Source organism: Microbispora sp. CA-102843 (assembly GCF_050936215.1).
GTDB lineage: Bacteria > Actinomycetota > Actinomycetes > Streptosporangiales > Streptosporangiaceae > Microbispora.
On the sequence record NZ_JBNJNF010000001.1, the window covers coordinates 8,401,890 to 8,422,834 of the forward strand.

Annotated in this window: 15 protein-coding genes; 5 read left to right on the forward strand and 10 right to left on the reverse strand. The window is 72.8% G+C overall.

Going from position 1 to position 20,945, the window contains the following annotated elements; all coding sequences use genetic code 11:
- Nucleotides 1-34: 34 nt before the first annotated feature.
- Together ACQEVJ_RS38690 and ACQEVJ_RS38695 are read right to left on the reverse strand one after the other, a co-directional pair.
- Nucleotides 35-1,627 (reverse strand): glycosyltransferase, encoded by a 1,593-nt coding sequence (locus tag ACQEVJ_RS38690; RefSeq protein WP_433109658.1) that lies wholly within the window; start codon nt 1,625-1,627, stop codon nt 35-37.
- Nucleotides 1,624-3,540 (reverse strand): glycosyltransferase, encoded by a 1,917-nt coding sequence (locus ACQEVJ_RS38695; RefSeq protein WP_433109659.1) that lies wholly within the window; start codon nt 3,538-3,540, stop codon nt 1,624-1,626. The genes ACQEVJ_RS38690 and ACQEVJ_RS38695 overlap by 4 nt, the downstream gene beginning before the upstream one ends.
- 220 nt (nt 3,541-3,760) lie before the next feature.
- On the opposite strand from ACQEVJ_RS38695, the gene ACQEVJ_RS38700 reads away from it, so the two are divergent.
- Entirely contained in the window at nt 3,761-4,501 is a 741-nt protein-coding gene (locus ACQEVJ_RS38700) for a polysaccharide deacetylase family protein (protein ID WP_433109660.1), read from the forward strand.
- Here ACQEVJ_RS38700 and ACQEVJ_RS38705 read toward each other — a convergent pair.
- Nucleotides 4,437-5,660 (reverse strand): acyltransferase family protein, encoded by a 1,224-nt coding sequence (locus ACQEVJ_RS38705; RefSeq protein ID WP_433109661.1) that lies wholly within the window; start codon nt 5,658-5,660, stop codon nt 4,437-4,439. The two genes, ACQEVJ_RS38700 and ACQEVJ_RS38705, sit on opposite strands and share 65 nt — an antisense overlap.
- Before the next feature lie 121 nt (nt 5,661-5,781).
- The gene (guaA, locus tag ACQEVJ_RS38710; protein WP_433109662.1) at nt 5,782-7,329 is read right to left on the reverse strand and encodes a glutamine-hydrolyzing GMP synthase; all 1,548 of its coding nucleotides are present in this window, start codon (nt 7,327-7,329) and stop codon (nt 5,782-5,784) included.
- Between the two features lie 150 nt (nt 7,330-7,479).
- On the opposite strand from guaA, the gene ACQEVJ_RS38715 reads away from it, so the two are divergent.
- Nucleotides 7,480-7,989 (forward strand): MarR family winged helix-turn-helix transcriptional regulator, encoded by a 510-nt coding sequence (locus ACQEVJ_RS38715; protein WP_433109663.1) that lies wholly within the window; start codon nt 7,480-7,482, stop codon nt 7,987-7,989.
- A 5-nt stretch (nt 7,990-7,994) separates the two neighbouring features.
- On the opposite strand, the gene ACQEVJ_RS38720 is transcribed toward ACQEVJ_RS38715, so the two are convergent.
- Together ACQEVJ_RS38720 and ACQEVJ_RS38725 are read right to left on the reverse strand one after the other, a co-directional pair.
- Nucleotides 7,995-8,852 carry a class I SAM-dependent methyltransferase gene (locus tag ACQEVJ_RS38720; RefSeq protein ID WP_433109664.1) on the reverse strand — a complete coding sequence of 286 codons (858 nt, stop codon included), beginning with the start codon at nt 8,850-8,852 and terminating at the stop codon, nt 7,995-7,997.
- Nucleotides 8,853-8,891: 39 nt separating this feature from the next.
- Nucleotides 8,892-9,557: a TetR/AcrR family transcriptional regulator gene (locus ACQEVJ_RS38725; protein WP_433109665.1), complete on the reverse strand. Its 666-nt coding sequence runs from the start codon at nt 9,555-9,557 to the stop codon at nt 8,892-8,894.
- 88 nt (nt 9,558-9,645) lie between these two features.
- On the opposite strand from ACQEVJ_RS38725, the gene ACQEVJ_RS38730 reads away from it, so the two are divergent.
- Nucleotides 9,646-11,652, forward strand: a complete 2,007-nt coding sequence (locus ACQEVJ_RS38730) for a HelD family protein (protein WP_433109666.1) — start codon at nt 9,646-9,648, stop codon at nt 11,650-11,652.
- Here the strand turns inward: ACQEVJ_RS38730 and ACQEVJ_RS38735 are convergent.
- Nucleotides 11,588-13,315: a GMC oxidoreductase gene (locus ACQEVJ_RS38735; protein WP_433109667.1), complete on the reverse strand. Its 1,728-nt coding sequence runs from the start codon at nt 13,313-13,315 to the stop codon at nt 11,588-11,590. The genes ACQEVJ_RS38730 and ACQEVJ_RS38735 overlap by 65 nt on opposite strands.
- A 16-nt stretch (nt 13,316-13,331) precedes the next feature.
- Nucleotides 13,332-14,888, reverse strand: coding sequence for a succinic semialdehyde dehydrogenase (locus ACQEVJ_RS38740; RefSeq protein WP_433109668.1), 1,557 nt, complete (start codon nt 14,886-14,888; stop codon nt 13,332-13,334).
- Nucleotides 14,889-14,996: 108 nt separating this feature from the next.
- Between ACQEVJ_RS38740 and ACQEVJ_RS38745 the strand changes: the two genes are divergently transcribed.
- The gene (locus ACQEVJ_RS38745) at nt 14,997-16,940 is read left to right on the forward strand and encodes a beta-propeller domain-containing protein (RefSeq protein ID WP_433109669.1); all 1,944 of its coding nucleotides are present in this window, start codon (nt 14,997-14,999) and stop codon (nt 16,938-16,940) included.
- Between the two features lie 4 nt (nt 16,941-16,944).
- Here the strand turns inward: ACQEVJ_RS38745 and ACQEVJ_RS38750 are convergent, their stop codons facing one another.
- Complete coding sequence (locus ACQEVJ_RS38750; RefSeq protein WP_433109670.1) at nt 16,945-18,705, reverse strand: glycerol-3-phosphate dehydrogenase/oxidase; 1,761 nt, start codon at nt 18,703-18,705, stop codon at nt 16,945-16,947.
- Nucleotides 18,706-18,869: 164 nt separating this feature from the next.
- Nucleotides 18,870-19,928: an SDR family oxidoreductase gene (locus tag ACQEVJ_RS38755; RefSeq protein WP_433109671.1), complete on the reverse strand. Its 1,059-nt coding sequence runs from the start codon at nt 19,926-19,928 to the stop codon at nt 18,870-18,872.
- A 71-nt stretch (nt 19,929-19,999) separates the two neighbouring features.
- Between ACQEVJ_RS38755 and ACQEVJ_RS38760 the strand changes: the two genes are divergently transcribed.
- On the forward strand, nt 20,000-20,923 hold the full coding sequence (locus tag ACQEVJ_RS38760; protein WP_433109672.1) for a LysR family transcriptional regulator: 924 nt from the start codon (nt 20,000-20,002) through the stop codon (nt 20,921-20,923).
- Nucleotides 20,924-20,945: the final 22 nt, after the last annotated feature.

A 20,945-nucleotide genomic window follows, 5' to 3' on the forward strand; every position in this document is an offset into this window, starting at 1 on the left:
GGTCGGCGAAGCGGCGGACGGAAACACGCGCGGCTCAGGCCAGGCGCACGAGCGCGCGCAGGCGCCTGCGGAGCAGCCGGGCGGTGCGGCGCAGCGGCAGGGGCCCCGGACGGCGGAGCGCCCGCGCGGCCCCGGGCTCTCCCGCCTCGCCGGGAGCGTCCGTCCAGGCGCGGCCGGGCACCGGCGGGGCGGTCGTCGCGGCGAGAGCGGCGGGCAGGAACCCCCATTTGTCGCCCGCGTCCCAGACCGTGCCGTACATCTCGTGGACCAGGTCGTCGAGGTCGTCCCCCGGCCCGGCGCACCGGCGGGCGCGGCTCATCGCGGCGGTGCGCTCCAGCCGGGCGTGCACGACGCGGCCGTCCCTGCGCTCGTCCAGCGCGAGCGAGACGATCCCGAGCCGCTGCCGGTCGGCGTGCTTGACCACCGACCCGATGGCGCCGCGCGACGGCACCCAGCCCGGCGGGCAGTGGAGGCGGAACGGCACGGGGAAGCAGTCGTCGGGCACGGCCTCGCGGAACCGCACGCGCGGCTCACCCTGATAGCAGGCGAGCACCAGGCGCAGGTCGAGCGAGGGGTCGCCGAGCGGGTCCCGCCGCCCGCCGCCGAGCCGTCCCCAGGGCCCGACGACCGTCACCCGCACGTCGGGCAGCCGCCCTGCGAGCACGGCGTCGACGGTCGCCCTGACCTCCTCGTACGACGCGTCCCCCACCTCGACCACGACCTCGACGTACGGCACGAGGTAGGTGCGGTGGGGGTGCCTGCGCAGCCAGCGGAAGCTCGGGACGCGCTCGGCGAGGTGGGGCCAGTTGTGCCGCTTCACGTCGGGCTCGCGGCGCATGACGGTGGACCGGCCGAGGTGCCAGCACCGGCTGCGGCGCTCGGGCACGAACACGGCCCCCGCCTGGGCCAGCCGGTAGCCGAGCTCGGTGTCCTCGCCGAGGACCAGCGAGGCGTCCAGCCCTCCGGCGGCGCGCAGCAGGCGGGCCGGCAGCGACGCGGTGGCCCCGACCATGACGGAGAACGCGCTGAAACCGGCCGCACGCAGGTCGTCGGTCTGGTCCCAGCGCCGCTCGGTCCACTGCGGCGTGGCGTCCTCCTCGGCGAAGAGCTTGGGCACCGCGCCCGCCTCGACGGCCGCGAGCACCTCGCTCGCCGGGACCTCGTCGAGGCCGGGCACGAACCGCAGGTGCCCGAGCACGACCAGGTAGTCGGCCAGGTGGTGCCAGCGCATCTGGGCCTCCACGTGCTCGGGGAACAGCACGAGGTCGGCGTCCAGGTAGAGGATCACCTCGCCCTCGGCCGCCGCCGCCCCCGCCGCGCAGGCGCTCGCCCTCCCCCACGCCCCGCCGCGCGGGCGGACCACCCGCAGCCGCTCCGGCAGCGGCCCGGCCGACGACTCGGGCGGCGGCTCCATGGGCCGCTCGCCGTCGTCCACCACCACGACCTCCATGAGGTGGGCCGGGTAGGTCTGCCGGGCCAGGCTGGCCAGCGTCAGCGGCAGCGTGCGCTCCGCGCGGTAGGCGGGGATCACCACGCTCACCGTGAGCGTGGGGATCCACTCCCCCGGCGCGGGCGGCTTTCCGAGCACCCCGTAGTCGTTGAGCGGGATGCGCGCAGCCCCCGTCACGTCCTCACCTTCGCCCGCCATCGGGCACCGTCCTCCATCAGTTCGTTGAAGACCAGCCCGCGCCACTGCTCCTGATAGGACGCGAGGAACGACTGCACGGGCTGGCGCCAGGTGTGGCCGTACGCGCTGCGGCGGCGCAGCACGTAGCCGAGGCCGTGGGTGCGGTAGATCCGGCCGCCGACAGCCTCCACCGCCTGCAGCAGCTGGCCGTCCACGGTCCTCGCCAGGGGCCGGAAGCCGCCGGCCGCCTCGAACGCCGCCCGGGTGACCAGCATCGTGCCCCCGGCCACCAGCGGCGCGAACCGCTCGGTGCCGATGCACCTCCTGATCGTCACGTCGAGCGGCTCCAGGTAGACGAACTCCGCGGCCGACCCGACGAGGTCGGCCCCGCTGTAGCGCCGGGCGAGCAGGAGGTCGGCGAGGTGGTCGGGCCCGTACCAGTCGTCGTCGTCCACCTTGGCGAGGTACGACCCGGAGGCGACGGCCGCCATCCGGTTCAGGACCTCCCCGAACGGCGTCGCGGCGGGGGCCTCGATCACGGTGACCGGCAGCCGCGTGCGGGGGATCGCCGCCTCCCGCGAGGTGAAGCCGTGAAGCCCCACGATCAGCTCGGCGGTCACGCCGCGCTGGCGCTCCATCTGCTCGACCGCGAACGGCACCATCTCCGGGCGGCGCGTGCACAGCAGGATCGACACCCGCGGCTGCGGCGGCACCGGCAGGCCGGCGGCCAGCGCGAGGCGCCGCCAGCGGGCGGCGGCCCCGTGCTCGCGCAGCGCGGCCCTGCGCAGCCGGACGCTCATCTCCTCGCGGCGCAGGTCGGACGCGAGCGCCTCGCCGGTCACGGCGGCGAGCGCGGCGGCGAGGGTGGGGCCCAGCGCGCGGTCGCGGGCGGGATCGGGTGCGGCGAGCACCGGGATCCCGGCGGCCGAGAAGGCGGCCACGACGCGGGCGACCTCACTCGCCCGCCCGTCGAACGCGGGCACCTCGATCCCGCGCACGTCCCGCAGCCGGGCGACGTCCACATCCGTGACCCGCCCGCCTGGCGGGAGCCGTACGAGCCTGTCCCCGTTGCGGGTGACGACGAACCCGTCCCGATGCGCGGCGAGCGCCGCCATCCCCTCCGAGGGATGCTGGCGGAACCCGATGGGGTTGACCACGGCCTCGTCCAGCGGCGGCGGCAGCATGACATCAACCACCGGGTCATCAACCACCGGGTCATCAACCACCGGACCGTCAACCTCCGCCCGGCGCAGCCGCAGGTCGCAGCCCGGGGCGTCGCGGCGGTCCGGCACGGGCACTCCGGGCGGCGACAACGTCACGTTGGGATCGCCGGGCCGCCAGTCGGCCGTGCCGCCGCCCTCCAGCCCCGCCACGGGAGTGGTCGCCTCGCATCCGCCGAACAGGCCGCGCGCGACGTGCGCCACGACGTCACCGGCCGGCACCGGCTCGGTGAAGGCGGCGTCCAGGTGCCAGCCGCGGCCCCGCCGTACGACCCGCATCTCGGTCAGGTGCCGCCAGCAGGAACCCGGCGCGGCGACCGGCAGCGGCTGGGCGGCCCAGGACGGCACGTCGGCGACGGAGATCCGCACCCGCGTCGCCGTGGGCAGCAGGCCGCGCAGCGGCACCGCCCTGCGCAGGTCGGCCGGGGACCGCGCGGCGAGCACGACGCATCCGATCAGGCCGGCCGCGTCTCGTGCCCGGCCCGGGAGGGCGCCGACGGCCTCCGCGCCCTGGCTCATGTCCCGGCCCGCGTCCGCGTCGCCGCCCGGAACGATCGTGAGATCGGGGACGGGAACGTCCTGCAGTGGGGTCCAGGGACCGGCGAAGCCCTCGACGAGGCGGCCGAGCAACGTGGGGCAGGACTCGAACCCGATCCACGTCCCCCACGCCGACCGGGTGGCGGTTCGCGTCACCCGCCCTCCTCATGCTGCCCGGTTCCTCTTCCGACCGGCCCAGCATCGCGAACCCCACTCGCGAGGGAGCAGCCTTAGCCCCTTCCTTGGCCGAAGGTTTAATCGGCCTCCGTCCCAGGTGGACGGAGGTTTCCGGTCGATACGAAACCGGACTGAAGAGGAGGAAGTGCCGCCTGGCACGTTACGATGCCGCGTTATAGATCCCCCCGAGGAGTACCCCATGGCTGTACGCCGTCTGATCCCTCTGGCCGTCGCGTGCGCCCTCGCCGCGGCCGCCGCCACCCCTGCGCAGGCTCGCGGGACCGATGAACCGTACTGCGCGACCCACAAATGCATCGCCCTGACCTTCGACGACGGTCCGGGGCCATACCTGCAGACCCTGCTGAAGACCCTCGCCGCCCACAAGGCGAAGGCGACGTTCTTTCTCATCGGCACGGAGGTGAAGAAGCACCCGAAGCTCGCTCAGCAGATCGCCAAGGCGGGCCACGAGATCGGCAACCACTCGTGGGACGCCAGCTATCTGACCGACCTCACGTACGCCCAGATCAACAAGAAGATCGGCGACACCCAGCGGCTGATCCAGAAGACGACGGGGAAGGCGCCCAAGCTCTTCCGCGCGCCCGGCGGGCTGCGCAACGGCGGTGTGGAGGAGATCACCGCCAAGTTCGGGCTCATCCAGGTGCCCGGCACGACCGCCACGAAGGACTACATCAAGGACTACCGGCATGTGGACCTTCTCACCAACCGGGCCCTGGACGTGGCCGGGGAGGGCGAGGTCGTGCTGATGCACGAGACCGTCAAGCAGACCGTGCAGTCGATGCCCGAGGTGCTCGAGACGCTGACCGCGGAGGGTTACAGCTTCGTGACGGTGTCCACCCTGCTCGAGGGCCAGGAGCTCACCCCGGGACAGGTATATCCCGACCGGTCGGGCGGCTTGGGGACGACGACCGACGTCCACTGATCCTGCGGCCCAGCGCCTGGGCCGGCGCCTCCACGAAGCGGTAGGTGAGCCAGCTCAGCGTGAGCAGCGCCACGAGATAGCCGAGCCCGACGGCCACCTGGCCGGTCGGCGTGAGCGACCGGATGTCGCCGGCGAGCGCGTTCAGATACTTGAGCAGCGGGTGGTGCACCAGGTAGACCGAGTAGCTGATCAGGCCGAGCCAGGTCAGCACGCCGGGGACGCGCCGCCCGCGCAGCGCCATGCCGAGCGCGAACGTCCCGCCGGCGAGGACGATCGTGGTGATCCACACGTCGGGCTGCACCCACCACCAGCCCGCCTGGATCGACCACACCGGCGCGGCGGCCACCAGGGCGGCCGCCGCCACGACCGGGCCGAGCCCGCCCGTGCCGCGCTCCCAGCGGTACAGGGCCGTCCCCGTGAACATCACCGCGAGGATGGCCGCCCCGAACCACGGCACGAAGCTGCCGAACACGAGCAGCACGAGCGCCATCAGACCCAGCGCGTACGCCGCGACCGTGCGGAACCGGCCGGTGATCAGGCAGGCCAGGCCCGCGACGAACAGCACGCAGGCGGCGATGGCGGGCCACGGCCCCGGCAGCAGCGGCGCCGACAGCACCAGCCCGGCGGCGACCGCCACGACGCCGAAGGCGATCGCCAGCGTCCCGCTGCGCCGATGCGCCCCGCCCACGAACAGCGCGGTCACCAGCAGGTAGAACACCATCTCGTACGACAGCGTCCACATCGGGTCGGCCAAGGCGCCGGTGTGGACGACGTCGAGCAGCATGCTCACGTGCGCGGCCACGGCCGACGGGTGCCGGGGCACCTCCTGGCGCACCGGAACCCAGAACGCCATGACGAGCACGAGGGCGATCACCAGCAGGTAGAGCGGGTACAGCCGGAACACCCGGCTGACCCAGAACGCTCCGACGTCACCCCTCTTCTCCAGGGACGCGGGGATGATGTACCCGCTGACCAGGAAGAAGACCAGCACGCCGTACATGCCGAGGCTGAACCAGTAGGGGCGCAGCGACGGCATGAGCCAGGGCAGCGCGTGCTCGGCGACCACCGCCATCGCGCCGATCCCCCGCAGGGCGTCGAGCCACGCGAGCCTGGTGACCTTCGCACCTGACCGATCGGTGACGGGGTGAGTGGCAATCACACCGCGTCACTCTATCCGGCACGGCCGGGATCACACCGATTGATCCCGACTCGTTTGATCCCCGCTCAGTGATCCCCGCTCAGTGATCCCCGCTCAGTGATCCGCGGTCAGCGATCCGCGGTCACTCCCACTCGATGGTGCCCGGCGGCTTGCTCGTCACGTCGAGGACCACCCGGTTGATCTCGCGGACCTCGTTGGTGATCCGGGTGGAGATGCGCGACAGCACGTCGTAAGGCACCCGCGCCCAGTCGGCGGTCATGGCGTCCTCGGAGGTCACCGGCCGCAGGACGACGGGGTGGCCGTAGGTGCGGCCGTCGCCCTGGACGCCGACCGAGCGGACGTCGGCGAGCAGCACGACCGGGCACTGCCAGATGTCGCGGTCGAGACCGGCGTGGGTGAGCTCCTCGCGGGCGATGGCGTCGGCCTCGCGCAGCAGGTCGAGGCGCTCGCGGGTGACCTCGCCGATGATCCGGATGCCGAGGCCGGGCCCGGGGAACGGCTGGCGCCAGACCATCGCCGCGGGCAGGCCCAGCTCCTCGCCGGCCCGCCGCACCTCGTCCTTGAACAGCGTGCGCAGCGGCTCGACCAGGTCGAACTTGAGGTCCTCCGGCAGCCCGCCCACGTTGTGGTGCGACTTGATGTTCGCGGTGCCGGTGCCGCCGCCCGACTCGACCACGTCGGGGTAGAGCGTGCCCTGCACGAGGAAGTCCACCGGCCCGTCGGCGAGGATCGCGCGCTGCTCGTCCTCGAAGACCCGGATGAACTCGCGGCCGATGATCTTGCGCTTCTCCTCCGGGTCGGTGACACCCGACAGCGCCTTGAGGAAGCGCTCCGAGGCGTCCACGACGCGCAGCTTCACGCCGGTCACCTCGACGAAGTCGCGCTCGACCTGCTCGGCCTCGCCCTTGCGCAGCAGTCCGTGGTCGACGAAGACGCAGGTCAGCCGGTCGCCGATGGCCCGCTGGACGATCGCGGCGGCGACGGCGGAGTCGACGCCGCCCGACAGCGCGCAGATCGCGCGGCCGTCGCCCACCTGGGCGCGCACGGCCTCCACGGCGTCCTCGACGATGTTGAGCATGGTCCACGAGGGGCGGCAGCCGGCCGCCTCGAGGAAGTGCTTGAGCACCTGCTGCCCGTGCTCGGAGTGGAGCACCTCGGGGTGGAACTGCACGCCGTACAGGCCGCGCGAGGGGTCCTCCATCGCGGCGACGGGGGTGGCGTCGGTGGCCGCGGTGACGGCGAACCCGGCGGGGGCGCCGACCACGGAGTCGCCGTGGGACATCCAGACGGTCTGCGCGACGGGCAGGCCGGCGAACAGCAGGCCCTCCTGGAGGACCTTGAGCGCGGTCCCGCCGAACTCGGCGGAGTCGGTCCTGGCGACCTCGCCTCCGAGCGCCCGGGCCATGGCCTGGAAGCCGTAGCAGATGCCGAAGGTCGGCACCCCGGTCTCGAACAGGCCGTCGGGAACCGGTGGGGCGCCCTCCGCGTACACCGACGAAGGGCCGCCGGACAGGATGATCGCCTTGGGCTTCCTGGCCAGCATCTCCGACACCGGCATCGACGACGGGACGATCTCGGAGTAGACGTGGCACTCACGCACCCGTCGCGCGATCAGCTGCGCGTACTGCGCGCCGAAGTCCACGACAAGGACCGTGTCGAACTCAGACACTGGAAAGGACCCCCATGAAGGCAGCGAGGCGGTAACGCCAGTCTATCGGCGCGGTGACGCTGCCCGCCCGGACGTGCCCGCGACCGATGGCGCTCATAACTTGGCCGACCAATATGTGGGGGGTACGATGATCGGGGTGAGGAGGTCCCCATGGTGGAGAGGGTGGAGTCGCCGGCCCAGGACGCCCCGGCATGCCCCACGCTGCCCGGAGACGACGAGGACTCGCTGGGCTGCCTGATGGCCACGGCCTCGCGGGGCCACCGGGTCCTGCTGGCCGCTTTGCTGGCGGAGATCGATCTCTATCCGGGTCAGGACCGCGTGCTCAACGCACTGTGGGCGCACGGCCCGCAGTTCCAGAACAAGCTCGCGGCGAAGCTGGGCATCGACATGTCCACGATGACCAAGAGCCTCCAGCGCCTGGAGCGCAGCGGCCTGGTGAGCCGCTCGCCCTACCCCGCGAACCGGCGCCTCAGCATCGTGAGCACGACGCCGAAGGGCGACGCCCTGCAGCCGAGGCTGCGCCGCGTCGAGGAGGAGATCCACCGGAGGCTGGCGCGCGGCCTGACCCCGGAAGAGGTGAAGACGCTCTGCGCGCTGCTCGCCGTGGTCCGGGACAACACCTGCCGCGAGGCCCTGCACGCACCCGGCGCCGGGGACTGAATCGGTCAGGCCCTCCGGCGGGCGTGCGTGATCACGGAGATCTCGCTGCCGGCCAGGGCGTCCGTGCGCTCCCGGAGGGCGGGGCCGGCGGCGTCGCCCTCCGGCACCTGCTCGACCACCTCGAAGCCGTGCTCCTCCAGCAGGTCCGCCGCCTCTCGCGGGCTCAGGAACGTCAGCCAGGGCTCGCCGCCCTCCGCCACCAGCGGCATCAGGGTCTCCGCGTACGCCTTGGCACGCGGGCCGCGCAGCGCCTCGGGCAGCAGGTGGTCCATGACGATCTCGCTGCCGGGGGCGAGGCGGCCGAGCCCGGCCAGCGTACGCGCGACGGCCTCCCGGGTGAGATAGACGGTCACGCCGAGCCAGCTCGCGAACGCGGGCCGGGCGAGGTCGAACCCGTGCGCGACCAGCCGGTCGACGGGGCACTCCCCGGTCTCCATGTCCGCGGGGACGTAGGTGAGGCGGGGCGGCTCCGGGAGGCCCGCGCGTGCCATCGCCTCCCGTTTCCAGCGCTGGGTGCCCGGGTGGTCCACCTCGAAGACCTCCACGGGCCCGGAGGCCGACCGGCAGGCGTAGGTGTCCAGCCCCGCGCCGAGGATCACGTACTGGCGGACGCCCCGGCGTACGGCGCCGGCCAGACGGTCCTCGGTGTAGCGGCCCCGGGTGACGACGGCCGCGCGCAGCCCGGCGAGGACGGGGTGGTCCGCCATCTCGCGGTGCGGGCGCACGTAGTCCTCGGCGCACTCGCCGAGCAGGGCGTACGCGAACGGATCGCGGAAGACGACCGGCTCCCCGTCGACGATCAGGTGCGCGGCACGTGCCGCCGCCGTGTGGAGCGCGGTCCTGCTGGGCCCCTCGGTCTGCACCCGTCGAGCGTAAACCGCCTCAGCGATCTTGGCGATGGGTCACAGACCGTGCGCCTGCGCGCCGTGCCGTAGCAGTTCGAAGGCGGTGCCGGCGGCGGCGACGGCCTCGCGGTGCACCTCGGCGACCGTCCGGCCGGACGCGAGCGCCGCCCAGTTGTCCCTGGCCAGGATCTGCCGGACGGCGACGTACTGCGCGGCCACCAGGCGCGACGTCAGATGCGGCACGGGACGGGACGTGCTTCCAGGAGCGCGGGGCGCGGCGTCCGCCGCCTCGCTCATCGCCTGCGCCAGCGACTCCGTCTGCGCCGCGCCGTACTCGACCAGGCGGGCCGCCAGGCTGGGCGTGTCGAACACGAGGCGGTGGTAGGCCATCACCTCCGGGTCGTCGCACAGGCCGGTGGTCGGCTCGCGGGCGTCGAGCCCGGCCAGGAACGCGTCGTGCAGCGCGTCGAGCGGGGTCCGCCCGGCCGGGCGGGCGCGCACCACGGCCGCGGCCTCAGCCCTGTGGTCGGCGACGCGGTGCAGGACCAGGTCCTCCTTGGAGGAGAAATACCGGAACAGCGTGGGCTTGGACACCTCCGCCGCGGCGGCGATCTCGGCCACGCCCACCCGGTCGAAGCCGTGCTCGAGGAACATCGCGATCGCCACGTCGGAGAGGGCCCGGCGGGTTCGCTCCTTCTTCCGCGTCCGCAGCCCCTCGACCATGCGCACAGGCTAGCAGGGGTGCGCGCAATGCTTAACTCGGTTGTATTTTTAACCGGGTTGCTTTTTGATGCGCGGAAGGAGACGCCGGATGATCCCGCTGGAGGAGGAGCAGGCGTACGTCGAACGCTGCAGGGAGGGCCTGCGCCGGATGCTGGACGGCGCCCGGCACAACGTGATCGTCGGGGAGACCGTGGCGGGCGACCGCTACAGCGCCGAACGGCTGGGCCGCCACCTCAAGAGCCTGGCGAAGGAGCTCGGCGAGGACGACGGAGGGCCGCCGTTCTTCGGGCGCCTCGACTTCGGCCCACCTGAATCCGGCGCGGGCGAGCACACCGGGCGGCGCTACCACATCGGTCGCCGCCACATCTCCGCCGACGGCGGCGCCCAGCCTCTGGTGATCGACTGGCGGGCGCCGGTCTCCCGGACCTTCTACCAGGCGTCGGCCCGGGACCCGCAGGGCGTCGCCGTACGGCGACGCTTCGGCTGGGCCAGCGGCGAGCTGACCGGCTTCGAGGACGAACACCTCGACCGCGGCCCGGACCTCGGCGTGAATCCCGGCGGTGCCGGCCGGATCCTGACGGCCGAGATCGAACGCCCCCGGGTCGGGCCGATGCGCGACATCGTCGCCACCATCCAGCCGGAGCAGGACGACCTGGTCCGCGCCGACCTGGATGACTCCCTGTGCGTGCAGGGCGGGCCGGGCACCGGCAAGACCGCCGTCGGCCTGCACCGCGCCGCCTACCTGCTCTACGCCCACCGCCGGCGGCTGTCGCGCGGCGGTGTGCTCGTGCTCGGCCCCAACCGGGCCTTCCTCGGCTACATCTCCGCGGTGCTGCCGGCCCTGGGCGAGGTCGACGTCGAGCAGACCACGCTGGACGCGCTCCTCGCCCGGGTCCCGGTCAAGGGGACCGACAGCACGGACGCCGCCGTGGTCAAGCACGACGTGCGCATGGCCGAGGTGCTGCGCAGGGCGCTCCACCGGCGCGTCCGCGAGCCCGCCGAGCCGCTCGCCGTGGCCGACGGCTCCTCCCGCTGGCGCGTCTCCGAGGACGAACTGCACCGGGTGGTCGAGGAGACCCGGCGCGAGGCGATGCCGTACGGCGTGGGACGTGAACGCGTCCTCGCCCGCGTGGTGTCACTCGTGCGGAGCCGGGCGGAGGCCCGCGGCCGGACGATCGACACGGCGTGGACGCGCCGGACCACCCGGGCCGTCGCCTCCGCCGTGGACGCCTTCTGGCCGGCCGTACGCCCCGAGGAGGTGCTGTTCGAGGTGCTCCGCGATCCCTCGGAGGCCGCCGAGGGCGTGCTCACGGCGGTCGAACGGGCGGCGATCACCTGGACGAGACCGCCGCGCACGCACCGGAGCGCCGCCTGGACGACCGCCGATCTGACCCTGCTCGACGAGCTCGCCGGCCTGATCGAGCGTCAGCGAGGCTGGGGCCATGTGATCGTCGACGAGGCGCAGGACCTGTCGCCGATGCAGTGCAGGGCCGTCGCCCGGCGCAGCGAGCACGGCTCGCTCACCGTGCTCGGCGACCTGGCGCAGGGCACGACTCCGTGGGCCGCCCGCGACTGGGGCGAGCAGATGGCGCACCTGGGCAAGCCGGACGCCAAGGTCATCACGCTCACCACCGGCTTCCGCACGCCCGCCGCCGTCGTCGAGCTCGCCAACCGCCTGCTGGCGGAGCTCGCGGTGAACGTGCCGCCCTCCCGCTCCTTCCGGCGCGACGGACGGCTGCGCGTGCTGCGCGGGGACGACCTGGCGGTCGTGACGGCGGCGTGCGAGGCGCTCGACCACGAGGGCTCGATCGGCGTCATCGCCGCCGACGCCTCGTCCGGCCGCCTGCGCGCCGCGCTCACGGACGCCGGCCTGACCGTCGCCGACGGCCTCACGCCCGACCCGTCCGTACGGATCTCCGTGGTGCCCGCCACCCTGTGCAAGGGCCTGGAGTACGACCACGTCGTGCTGGCCGAGCCCGCCGAGATCGTCGCGGCCGAGGAGCGCGGGCTGGGCAGGCTCTACGTGGCGCTCACCCGCGCGGTGTCCCGTCTCGACGTGGTGCACCGCCGTCCGCTGCCGTCCCCCCTGACGTGATCTCCACGATCGGCAGGCGCAGCGCGCCCGGCGCCGACGCGGGGACGACCGGCCGCACGGGCGCGACCGGCCCGAGCCGCACGTACGCGGAGCCGGGGGCGGGGCGCGGGTCCGGCTCGCCCTTGTTCGGCCACAGCGCCATCGCGCGCTCGGCCTGGGCCGTGATCGTGAGCGAGGGGTTCACGCCGAGGTTGGCCGACACGGCCGAGCCGTCCACGATGTGCAGGCCCTCATAGCCGTAGACGCGGTGGTAGGGGTCGATCACCCCGGTCTCGGGCGAGTCTCCGATCGCGCAGCCGCCGAGGAAGTGCGCGGTCGCCGGGATGTCGAACAGGTCGAGCCAGGAGCCGCCGGGAAGGCCGCCGATCTCCTCGGCGGCCAGGCGGACGGCCTCGTGCCCGGCGGGGATCCAGGTGGGGTTCGGCTCACCGTGGCCCGGCCCCGCCCGCAGTTTCCCGCCCTTCAGCGAGAGCGTGATCGAGTTGTCCTTGGCCTGCATGACCAGGGCGATGACCGTGCGCTCCGACCACCTGCGGTGGTTCAACAGCCGGGGCAGCAGATGGGGCCGCCGCAGCGCCGCGCCGAGGAACTTCAGCCAGCGCGGGGCCCGCCCGCCGCCGTCCACAAGCAGCGTGCGCAGCAGTCCCATGGCGTTGGAGCCGTCGCCGTACCGCACCGGCTCGATGTGCGTCTCGGCGTCCGGATGGATCGAGGAGGTGATCGCCACGCCCCGGTTGAGTTTGGCGCCCTTGGCGGTGAGGCGTTCGAAGCCGAGCAGGGCCTCGGAGTTCGTCCTGGTCAGAGCGCCGAGACGAGGCGAGATCCGGGGCAGCGTGGTCGCCCTGAGCCGGTGGAGCAGGTGCTGCGTGCCATACGTCCCGGCGGCGAAGACCACCTGCCCGGCGGTCAGCGTGCGGGTGGGGCCGAACGGCCCGGTGCGCTTCACCGTGAGCTCGTAGCCGCCCTCGATGGGCCGCACACCGGTCACGGTGGTCTCCGGATGGACCTTCGCCCCGGCCTTCTCGGCCAGGTAGAGGTAGTTCTTGATCAGCATGTTCTTGGCGCCGTGGCGGCAGCCGGTCATGCATTCGCCGCACTCGGTGCAGCCGCGGCGGCGCGGCCCCGCGCCGCCGAAGTAGGGGTCGTCGACCTCCACTCCGGGCTCGCCGAAGAACACCCCGACCGGGGCGAGGTGGAAGGTGTCGCCGACGCCCATCCGCTCGGCGACCTTCTTCATCACCTCGTCGGCGGCGGTCACCGTCGGGTTGTCCACCACGCCGAGCATCCGCCTGGCCTGGTCGTAGTAGGGCGCGAGCTCGGCCTTCCAGTCGGTGATGTGCGCCCACTGGGGATCGCGGAAGAACGGGTCGAGCGGCTCGTAGAGGGTGTTGGCGTAGACGAGCGAGCCGCCGCCCACCCCCGCTCCGGCCAGCACCATCACGCCGTTGGAACCGCGTAGGACGTGGATGCGCTGGATGCCCTTGAGGCCGAGCGCGGGCGCGAACACGAAGTCCCCGGCCCGCCAGGAGGTCTTCGGCAGGGTCTTCTCGTCGAACCGCCGGCCGGCCTCCAGGACGCCGACCGAATAGCCCTTCTCGGTGAGCCGCAGCGCGGTCACGCTCCCGCCGAACCCCGACCCGATCACCGCGACGTCGTAGTCCAACGCCCCGCCTTCCTTCTTACTTGAGGTGCAGCCGCTTCATCGTCTTGAGCAGCCCCGCGAGCGTGTCGGCGTACGTGTCGTAGGTCATGCCGAGGATCGGCTCGAAGCCCAGCCACGTGGCCTGGCTGGCCACCGTCTGGACCTCCGTGTACTTCAGCAGGCCCTCCGTCCCGTGGCGGCGGCCGAGCCCGGACGACTTCATCCCGCCCATCGGCGCGTCATAGGAGGCGTACGCCGAGCCGTACCCCTCGTTGATGTTGACCGTGCCCGCCTTGATCCGGGCGGCGAGGCGGCGGCCCCGCGCGACGTCCCTGGTCCAGATCGAGGCGTTCAGCCCGTACGCGGTGTCGTTGGCCGCGTCGACCGCCTCGTCCTCGTTCCTGAAGCGGTAGAGCGACACGACCGGCCCGAACGTCTCGTCCCTGCAGACGGCCATGTCCTCGCCGACGCCGTCGAGCACGGTCGGCTCGTAGAAGAACGGGCCGAGGTCGGGGCGCGGCCGGCCGCCCGTCAGCACCGTGGCGCCCTTGGCGACGGCGTCCTCGACGTGGGATGCGACCCCGTCGAGCTGCCTCTGGGACGTGAGCGAGCCCATCTGCGCGTCCCAGTCGAGACCGGGGCCGATCCTCATGTTCTCCACCGCCCGGACGAACTTGTCGCGGAAGGCGTCGGCGATCGCCTCGTGCACGTAGAGGCGCTCGATCGAGATGCACAGCTGGCCCGCGTTGGTGAAGCAGGCCCGGATCGCGCCCTGGGCGGCCACGTCGAGGTCGGCGTCGTCGAGCACGATCATCGGGTTCTTGCCGCCGAGCTCCAGCGAGCAGCCGATGAGCCGCTTGGCCGCCTCCTCGGCGATCCTGCGCCCGCCGCGCGTCGAGCCGGTGAACGCGACGTAGTCGGCGCCGTCGATCAGCGGGTCTCCGACGTCCTCCGGGTCGCCGAGCACCACCTGCCAGATGTCGCGCGGCATGCCCAGCTCGGCCAGCAGGTCGATCGTCCACAGCGTGGACAGCGGCGTCTGGGTGTCGGGCTTGTGCACGACCGCGTTGCCCGCGATCAGGGCGGGGACCACGTCGGTGACGCCGAGGGCCAGCGGGTAGTTCCACGGGCTGATCACCGCGACCACGCCCTTGGGGTGGCGCAGCTCGGCCGTACGGGTGGCGATCGGGAAGATGCCCTGCCTGCGCTGCGGCTCCAGCAGCCCGGGCGCCCGCCGTGCGTAGTACAGGGTGCAGCCCGCCACGTCGGCCACTTCCTCGTACGCGTGGCGCCGTGCCTTGCCCGTCTCCCACTGCACGATGTCGAGCAGCTCCTGCCGGCGGTCGAGCATCGCGTCGTGGAGCCGCAGGAAGGGCCTGATCCGCTCCCGGACCGGCAGGGCCGCCCAGGCCTCCTGTGCCGCCCTGGCCCTGGCGTACGCCGCGCGGACGTCCTCGGGGGTGGAGATCGGGACCTCGGCCAGGACCTCGCCGGTGAACGGCGCGAGGATCTCCCTCGTCTTGCCCTCGGAGGAGACGTGCGTGAGGATCCGGTCGACCATGGCCGCGTCGAGCGTCCGATTCATGGCACCCATGGCGGAAGAATATTCCGGAGCCCCGCTCATGGCTACCGGTAAGTAATGCCGGAGCGCCAATCGGCCGCGGCCGTCGAACCGGGCCGGTACGTGATCCGTCTTTGGGGCATGAGGACATCGATTCGTACGGCGGGCATTCTCGCCGCGCTGCTGGCCACGGGAGCCACGGGCTGTGCGGGTGGCCGTACGACACAGGACTTCCCGCCCCCTCCCACGGACCTGACCGGCAAGGTGCGGCTCGTCGCGTACTCCGACTGCGACGAGATGACGGAGGGGCTGCGGCAGGCGGCCGCGCGGAACGTGACGCCCTGGGGCTTCGGGGACGCCATGCTCTTCGCGGCCCGCTCCGACGTCGCCTCGGCCAAGCAGGCGACGCCCGAGCAGTCGTACTCGACCACGAACACGCACGAGGCGGGCGTGGACGAGCCCGATCTGGTCAAGACCGACGGCGACCGGGTGATCACGGTCACCAGGGGCGTGCTGCGCGTCGTGGACGCGAAGACGCGCAAGGTCACCGGGACGCTGCGACTCGTCGCCGAGGACCAGTCGTGGGCCCAGGCCGACCTGCTGGTCCACGGCGACCGCGCGCTCGTGCTGTTCGAGGGCGGCGGGATCGTCCCGTTCGGGGCGATGGCCAAGACCCGGGTCGGTCCCGGCGGCCCGAGGTACGTGCTCGTGGACCTGTCCGGCGAGCCGCGCGTCCTCGGCGCGATGACCGTGAACGGGCAGCACATCGACGCCCGGCAGGTCGGCTCCACGGTGCGGCTCGTCGTCCGGTCCCAGCCGGAGATCGCCTTCCCGACGCCGAAGGACGAGGAGCCGGAGAAGGAACTGCTCGAAGGCAACCGCAAGGCCGTGCTGTCCGCCCCCGCCGACGCGTGGCTGCCGTCGTACGAGGTCGAGTCCGGCGGCACGAGCCGCACCGAGCGGGTCGGCTGCGACCGGGTCAGCCACCCGGACCAGTTCACCGGCACCTCGATGCTGACCATCCACACGATCGACCTGGCCGCGGCAACGCCGTTCGGCGCGCTCACCCCGATCGCGGTCGCGGCCGACGGCGACACCGTGTACGGAACGGCGGGCAGCCTCTACGTCGCCAGCAATCCCCGCTGGTGGGCGGCGCGCCCGATCGACGTGGTGCCGCTGCCCGATTCATCGGCCGCCGCGCCCACGCCGGAAGCGCCGCCCGAGCGCACGGAGGTGCACCGCTTCGACGTCTCCGCCCCCGGCGCCCCGCGTTACGTCACGTCGGGATCGGTGCCGGGACGGCTGCTGAACCAGTACTCCCTGTCGGAGTACGACGGTCATCTGCGGGTGGCGACGACCAGCGGCGCCGAGGTGTTCGGCGCGAGCCCGGGCACGAGCGAGAGCGGCGTGTACGTGCTCGACGCCGGCACGCTCGCCCAGACCGGCTCGGTCACGGGCCTCGGCAGGGGCGAGCGGATCTACTCGGTGCGGTTCATGGACGGCCTCGGCTACGTGGTGACGTTCCGCCAGACCGACCCCCTCTACACGCTGGACCTGCGGGATCCGGCCGCGCCGAAGGTCACCGGCGAGCTGAAGATCACCGGCTTCTCCGCCTATCTCCACCCGGCGGGCGAGGGGCGGCTCATCGGCATCGGCCAGGAGGCGAGCGAGAAGGGCCGGGTGCTCGGCACGCAGATCTCGCTGTTCGACGTCTCCGACCCGACCGCGCCCGCGGTGCTGTCGCGGTTCCAGCAGAAGGAGTCCGGCTCGGAGGCCGAGTGGGACCCGCACGCCTTCCTCTACTGGCCCGCCACCGGGCTGGCCGTGCTCCCGCTCCAGAACTGGGCCGACGGCGGGATCGCGGGCAGCGCGGCCCTCGCGCTGCGCGTCGGCGACCGCGAGATCACCAAGCTGGGTCTCGTGACCCACCCCCGCCAGCAGGCCAAGAGCGACTTCGCCCCCGCCGACCCGGGCATCCGGCGTTCCCTCGTCATCGGCGACGACCTGTGGACGGTGTCCGACACCGGCCTCAAGGTCAGCGACGCCGCCACGCTGGCCGACCGGGCGTGGATCCCCTTCGCCTGACGGGTCAGCCCGCGTCTCCGCCCGCCTTCGCGAGGTCGCGCGGGGGCGCGACGGGGACGATCTCCGGCGCGCCGAGGCGGATCGCGTCGGCCTCCTGATCGGTGTCCTGCTCCTGGGAGGCCCGCTCCGCCTCGACCCGCTTGGTGTAGTACTCGACCTCGCGCTTGACCTGATCGGCGTCCCAGCCGAGCGGGCCGGCCATGAGCTCGGCGGCCTCCTGGGCGACCGCGGTGCCCCGGTGGAAGGTCTCGATCGAGATGCGGGTGCGCCGGGTCAGCGCGTCGTTGAGGTGCCCGGCGCCCTCGTGCGTCGCCGCGTACACGATCTCCGCGCGCAGGTAGTCGTCCGCGCCGTCGAGGGGCCGGCCCAGCGAGGGGTCCTCCTCGACGAGCGCCAGCACCTCGTCGATCAGCGAGCCGTACCGCTCCAGCAGGTGCTCGATCCGGGCCACGTGCAGCCCGGAGGAGCGCGCCATGCGGTGGCGGGAGTTCCACAGGGCCTGGTAGCCCTCCGCGCCCGCGAGCGGCACCTGGTCGGTGCAGGACGGCGGCACACGCTGGTCGAGGCCGTGCGCGACCGCGTCCACGGCGTCGGCCGCCATGACCCGGTAGGTCGTGAACTTCCCGCCCGCCACCATGACCAGCCCCGGCACGGGGTGGGTGACGACGTGCTCGCGCGAGAGCTTGGAGGTCTCCTCTGACTCCCCGGCCAGCAGCGGCCGCAGCCCGGCGTACACGCCCTCGACGTCGTCCCTGGTCAGCGGCACCGAGAGCACGGAGTTGACCCGGTCGAGCAGGTAGTCGATGTCCGCCCGCGAGGCCGCGGGGTGGGCCTTGTCGAGGTTCCAGCGGGTGTCGGTGGTCCCGATGATCCAGTGCCGGCCCCAGGGGATGACGAACAGCACCGACTTCTCGGTGCGCATGATGATCCCGCTGAGCGAGTGGATGCGGTCGCGCGGCACCACCAGGTGGATGCCCTTGGACGCCCGCACGTGGATCTGCCCCCGGCCTCCGGCGAGCTGCTGGATGTCGTCGGTCCACACGCCGGTCGCGTTGACGACCTGGCGGGCCCGCACGTCCAGCTCGGCGCCGGTCTCCAGGTCGCACACGCGCACCCCGGTGACCCGCTCCCCTTCCCTCAGGAAGCCGACCGCCTGCACCCGGGAGGCGACGTGCGCGCCGTACGTCGCGGCGGTGCGCAGCGTGGTCATCACGAAGCGGGCGTCGTCGACCTGGGCGTCCCAGTACTGCACGGCGCCGGTGAACGCCGACCTGCGCAGCGAGGGGGCGACCCGCAGCGCCTGGCCGCGGGTCAGGTGGCGGTGCCCCGGCACGCCCCGGGTGAGGCCGAAGGACAGCCCGAGCGTGTCGTAGAGCACGAGCCCCGCCCCGAGGTACGGCCGCTCCCAGCCCGTGTGCGTGAGCGGGAACAGGAACGGCACCGGCCTGACCAGGTGCGGCGCGATCCGCTTGAGCAGCAGCGACCGCTCCCGCAGGGCCTCCCTGACGAGGTCGAAGTTGAGCTGCTCCAGATAGCGCAGCCCGCCGTGGATCAGCTTGGACGACCGGGACGACGTGCCGGAGGCGAAGTCGCGCGCCTCCACCAGGCCCACCGAGAGCCCGCGGGTCACGGCGTCGAGCGCGACGCCGGCGCCGACCACGCCGCCGCCGATCACGACCACGTCGAGTTCCTGCGCCTCCATCCGCGCCAGCGCTGCGGTACGTTCTGCCGGGCCGAGCCGCGCCGTCCCCATCCTCGCCGTCATAGGGCTCCTTCTGTACCGCTTTCGCCTGTGCCGAGCAAATCTACCCGCGAGTAGCTACCCGGGAATCCATCTTTTCCGCCGCCTTTCCCAAGGATCTCCGGAAATGTCGGTGAGCAATCCTGAGGAGTCGCGCCCCGGCCGCCCGGATGGGCGGGGCCGGCCGCTCAGGGGATGATCCGGCGGCGGCGGAAGTCCGCGAAGACGTCCAGGAACATCCGCCGGGTGTCGACGAACTCGTGGAAGCCGAACCGCCGCGCCTTGGAGCCGTCGGCGATGAAGTCGTAGTCCCAGGAGAAGACGAAGTCACCGAAGCGCCAGGACGACACCTCCTGGTAGGAGTGCTTGGCCAGGCCGTGCCGCTCGACCATCGCGTCCCACAGCGGCTCCTTGTCGGCCATGACGACCTCCAGCGACATCGGCAGGGGCGGCGCGACCTCCAGGTCGAAGAACCGGGCGATCTCCGGCCACATCTCCTCCCACCGGAACAGGTCGCCGTTGTTGATGTTGAACGCCTGGTTGGCGCACGCCTCACTGGTCGCCGCCCACACCGTCGCCTTGGCCAGCAGCGTCGCGTCGGTCATCTCCAGCAGCGTGCGGTAGGCCCCCGGCTTGCCGGGGAACCGCAGCGGCAGCCCGAGCTCCTTGGAGATCGCCGCGTACACCGCGATCACCATCGCGAGGTTCATCGGGTTACCCAGGGCGAAGCCGCACACGACCGAGGGACGCAGCGCGGACCAGGTCCACGCCTTGCCCTTCTGGCGTTCTTCGAGGAAGTTCTGCTGGTCCACGTTGAACTCGGGCGGCATGTGGTGCGGGTCGCTCTCCCGCGCGGGCGTCTTGAACGGCCCGAGGTGCGCGCCGTACACCTTGTAGCCCTGCATCAGGCTGACGTGGCGCAGGCCGGGCGCGGCGGCCTCCACCGCCTCGACGACGTTGACCAGCATGGCGAGGTTGGGCGGGACCAGCTCGGCCCAGGTCGGCCGATCCTGGTAGGCGGCGTAGAAAACGTGGGTGACGCGGTCGAGACCGCGCAGCCGCTCGCGGCAGTCCCGCGGGTCGAGCAGGTCCACGGCGATGTGCCGGACGCTGCCGGTGTCGCGCCCGCCCCGGCGGGACAGGCCGATCACCTCCCAGTCTCCGAGCTCCACCAGGTGGTCGATCAGGTTGCGGCCGATGACGCCGTTGGCCCCGACGACGAGGGCGACCTTGTTGTCCGTGCTCATGGATCAATGCTGTGCCGAGCACCTGTGATTAGTCCAAGACATGTTTTTCACCGTCTCGATAAGGTGAGTTCATGGCAAGCCTGCGGCAGCTGGAATACCTGGTCACGATCGTGGACGAGGGATCGTTCACCCGGGCCGCCGAGATCCTGCACGTGTCGCAGCCCGCCCTGTCACACCAGGTGCGTGCGCTCGAACGCGACCTCGGCGGCGCCCTGCTCGAACGCCTGCCCCGCGCCGTACGGCTCACCCCGATGGGCCGCGCGATGCTCCCGCATGCCCGCGCCGCGCTGGCCGACGCCGACCGGGCCCGGTGCGCCGCCCGGCAGGCCGGCGGTCTGGAGATGGGAGAGCTCCAGGTCGCGACGCTCTACTCGGTAAGCCTCGGGGTGCTTCCGCCCGCGCTGCGGGCCTGGCGGCGCTCGCATCCCCACGTGCGGATCACGCTGTTCGAGCACTCCCACGCCGACCGGCTGCACGAGGCGATGCTCGCCGGTCAGGCCGACCTCGCCATCGGCCCGCCTCCGCCGGACTGGGACGGCCAGGTCACCCCGATCGGCACCGAGCCGTTCCTCCTCGTGCTGCCCGGCGACGACACGATCGAGGACACGGAGGGCGGCGTGGACCTCGCCCTGCTGGCCGACCGCGAATGGGTACACTTCGCCCCGGGCAACGGGCTCGGCGACATCCTCGACCAGGCCTGCGCCGCCGCCGGATTCCATCCGTGCGCCGCGGTGCGCACCGAGCAGACCGCGACCGCGCCCGTCCTCGCCGCCGCCGGGCTCGGCCCCGCGCTGGTGCCCGCCAACGTCATCCCGCCCCACTTCGACGGGCGCGTGCTGTGGCCCCGGCCGCCGGTGGAGCGCGTCATGGCGGCCTACACGCGCGGCCGGCCCGATCCCCTGGCCGCGGCCTTCATCGCCCTGCTCCGGCGGGAGACGTCCCTCGTGCCCGCGCACGTACGCGCCCTTCTCGCGCCCGCTCCGGCCGGCGGCTGATCGGCGGCCCATCGCCTCGGAA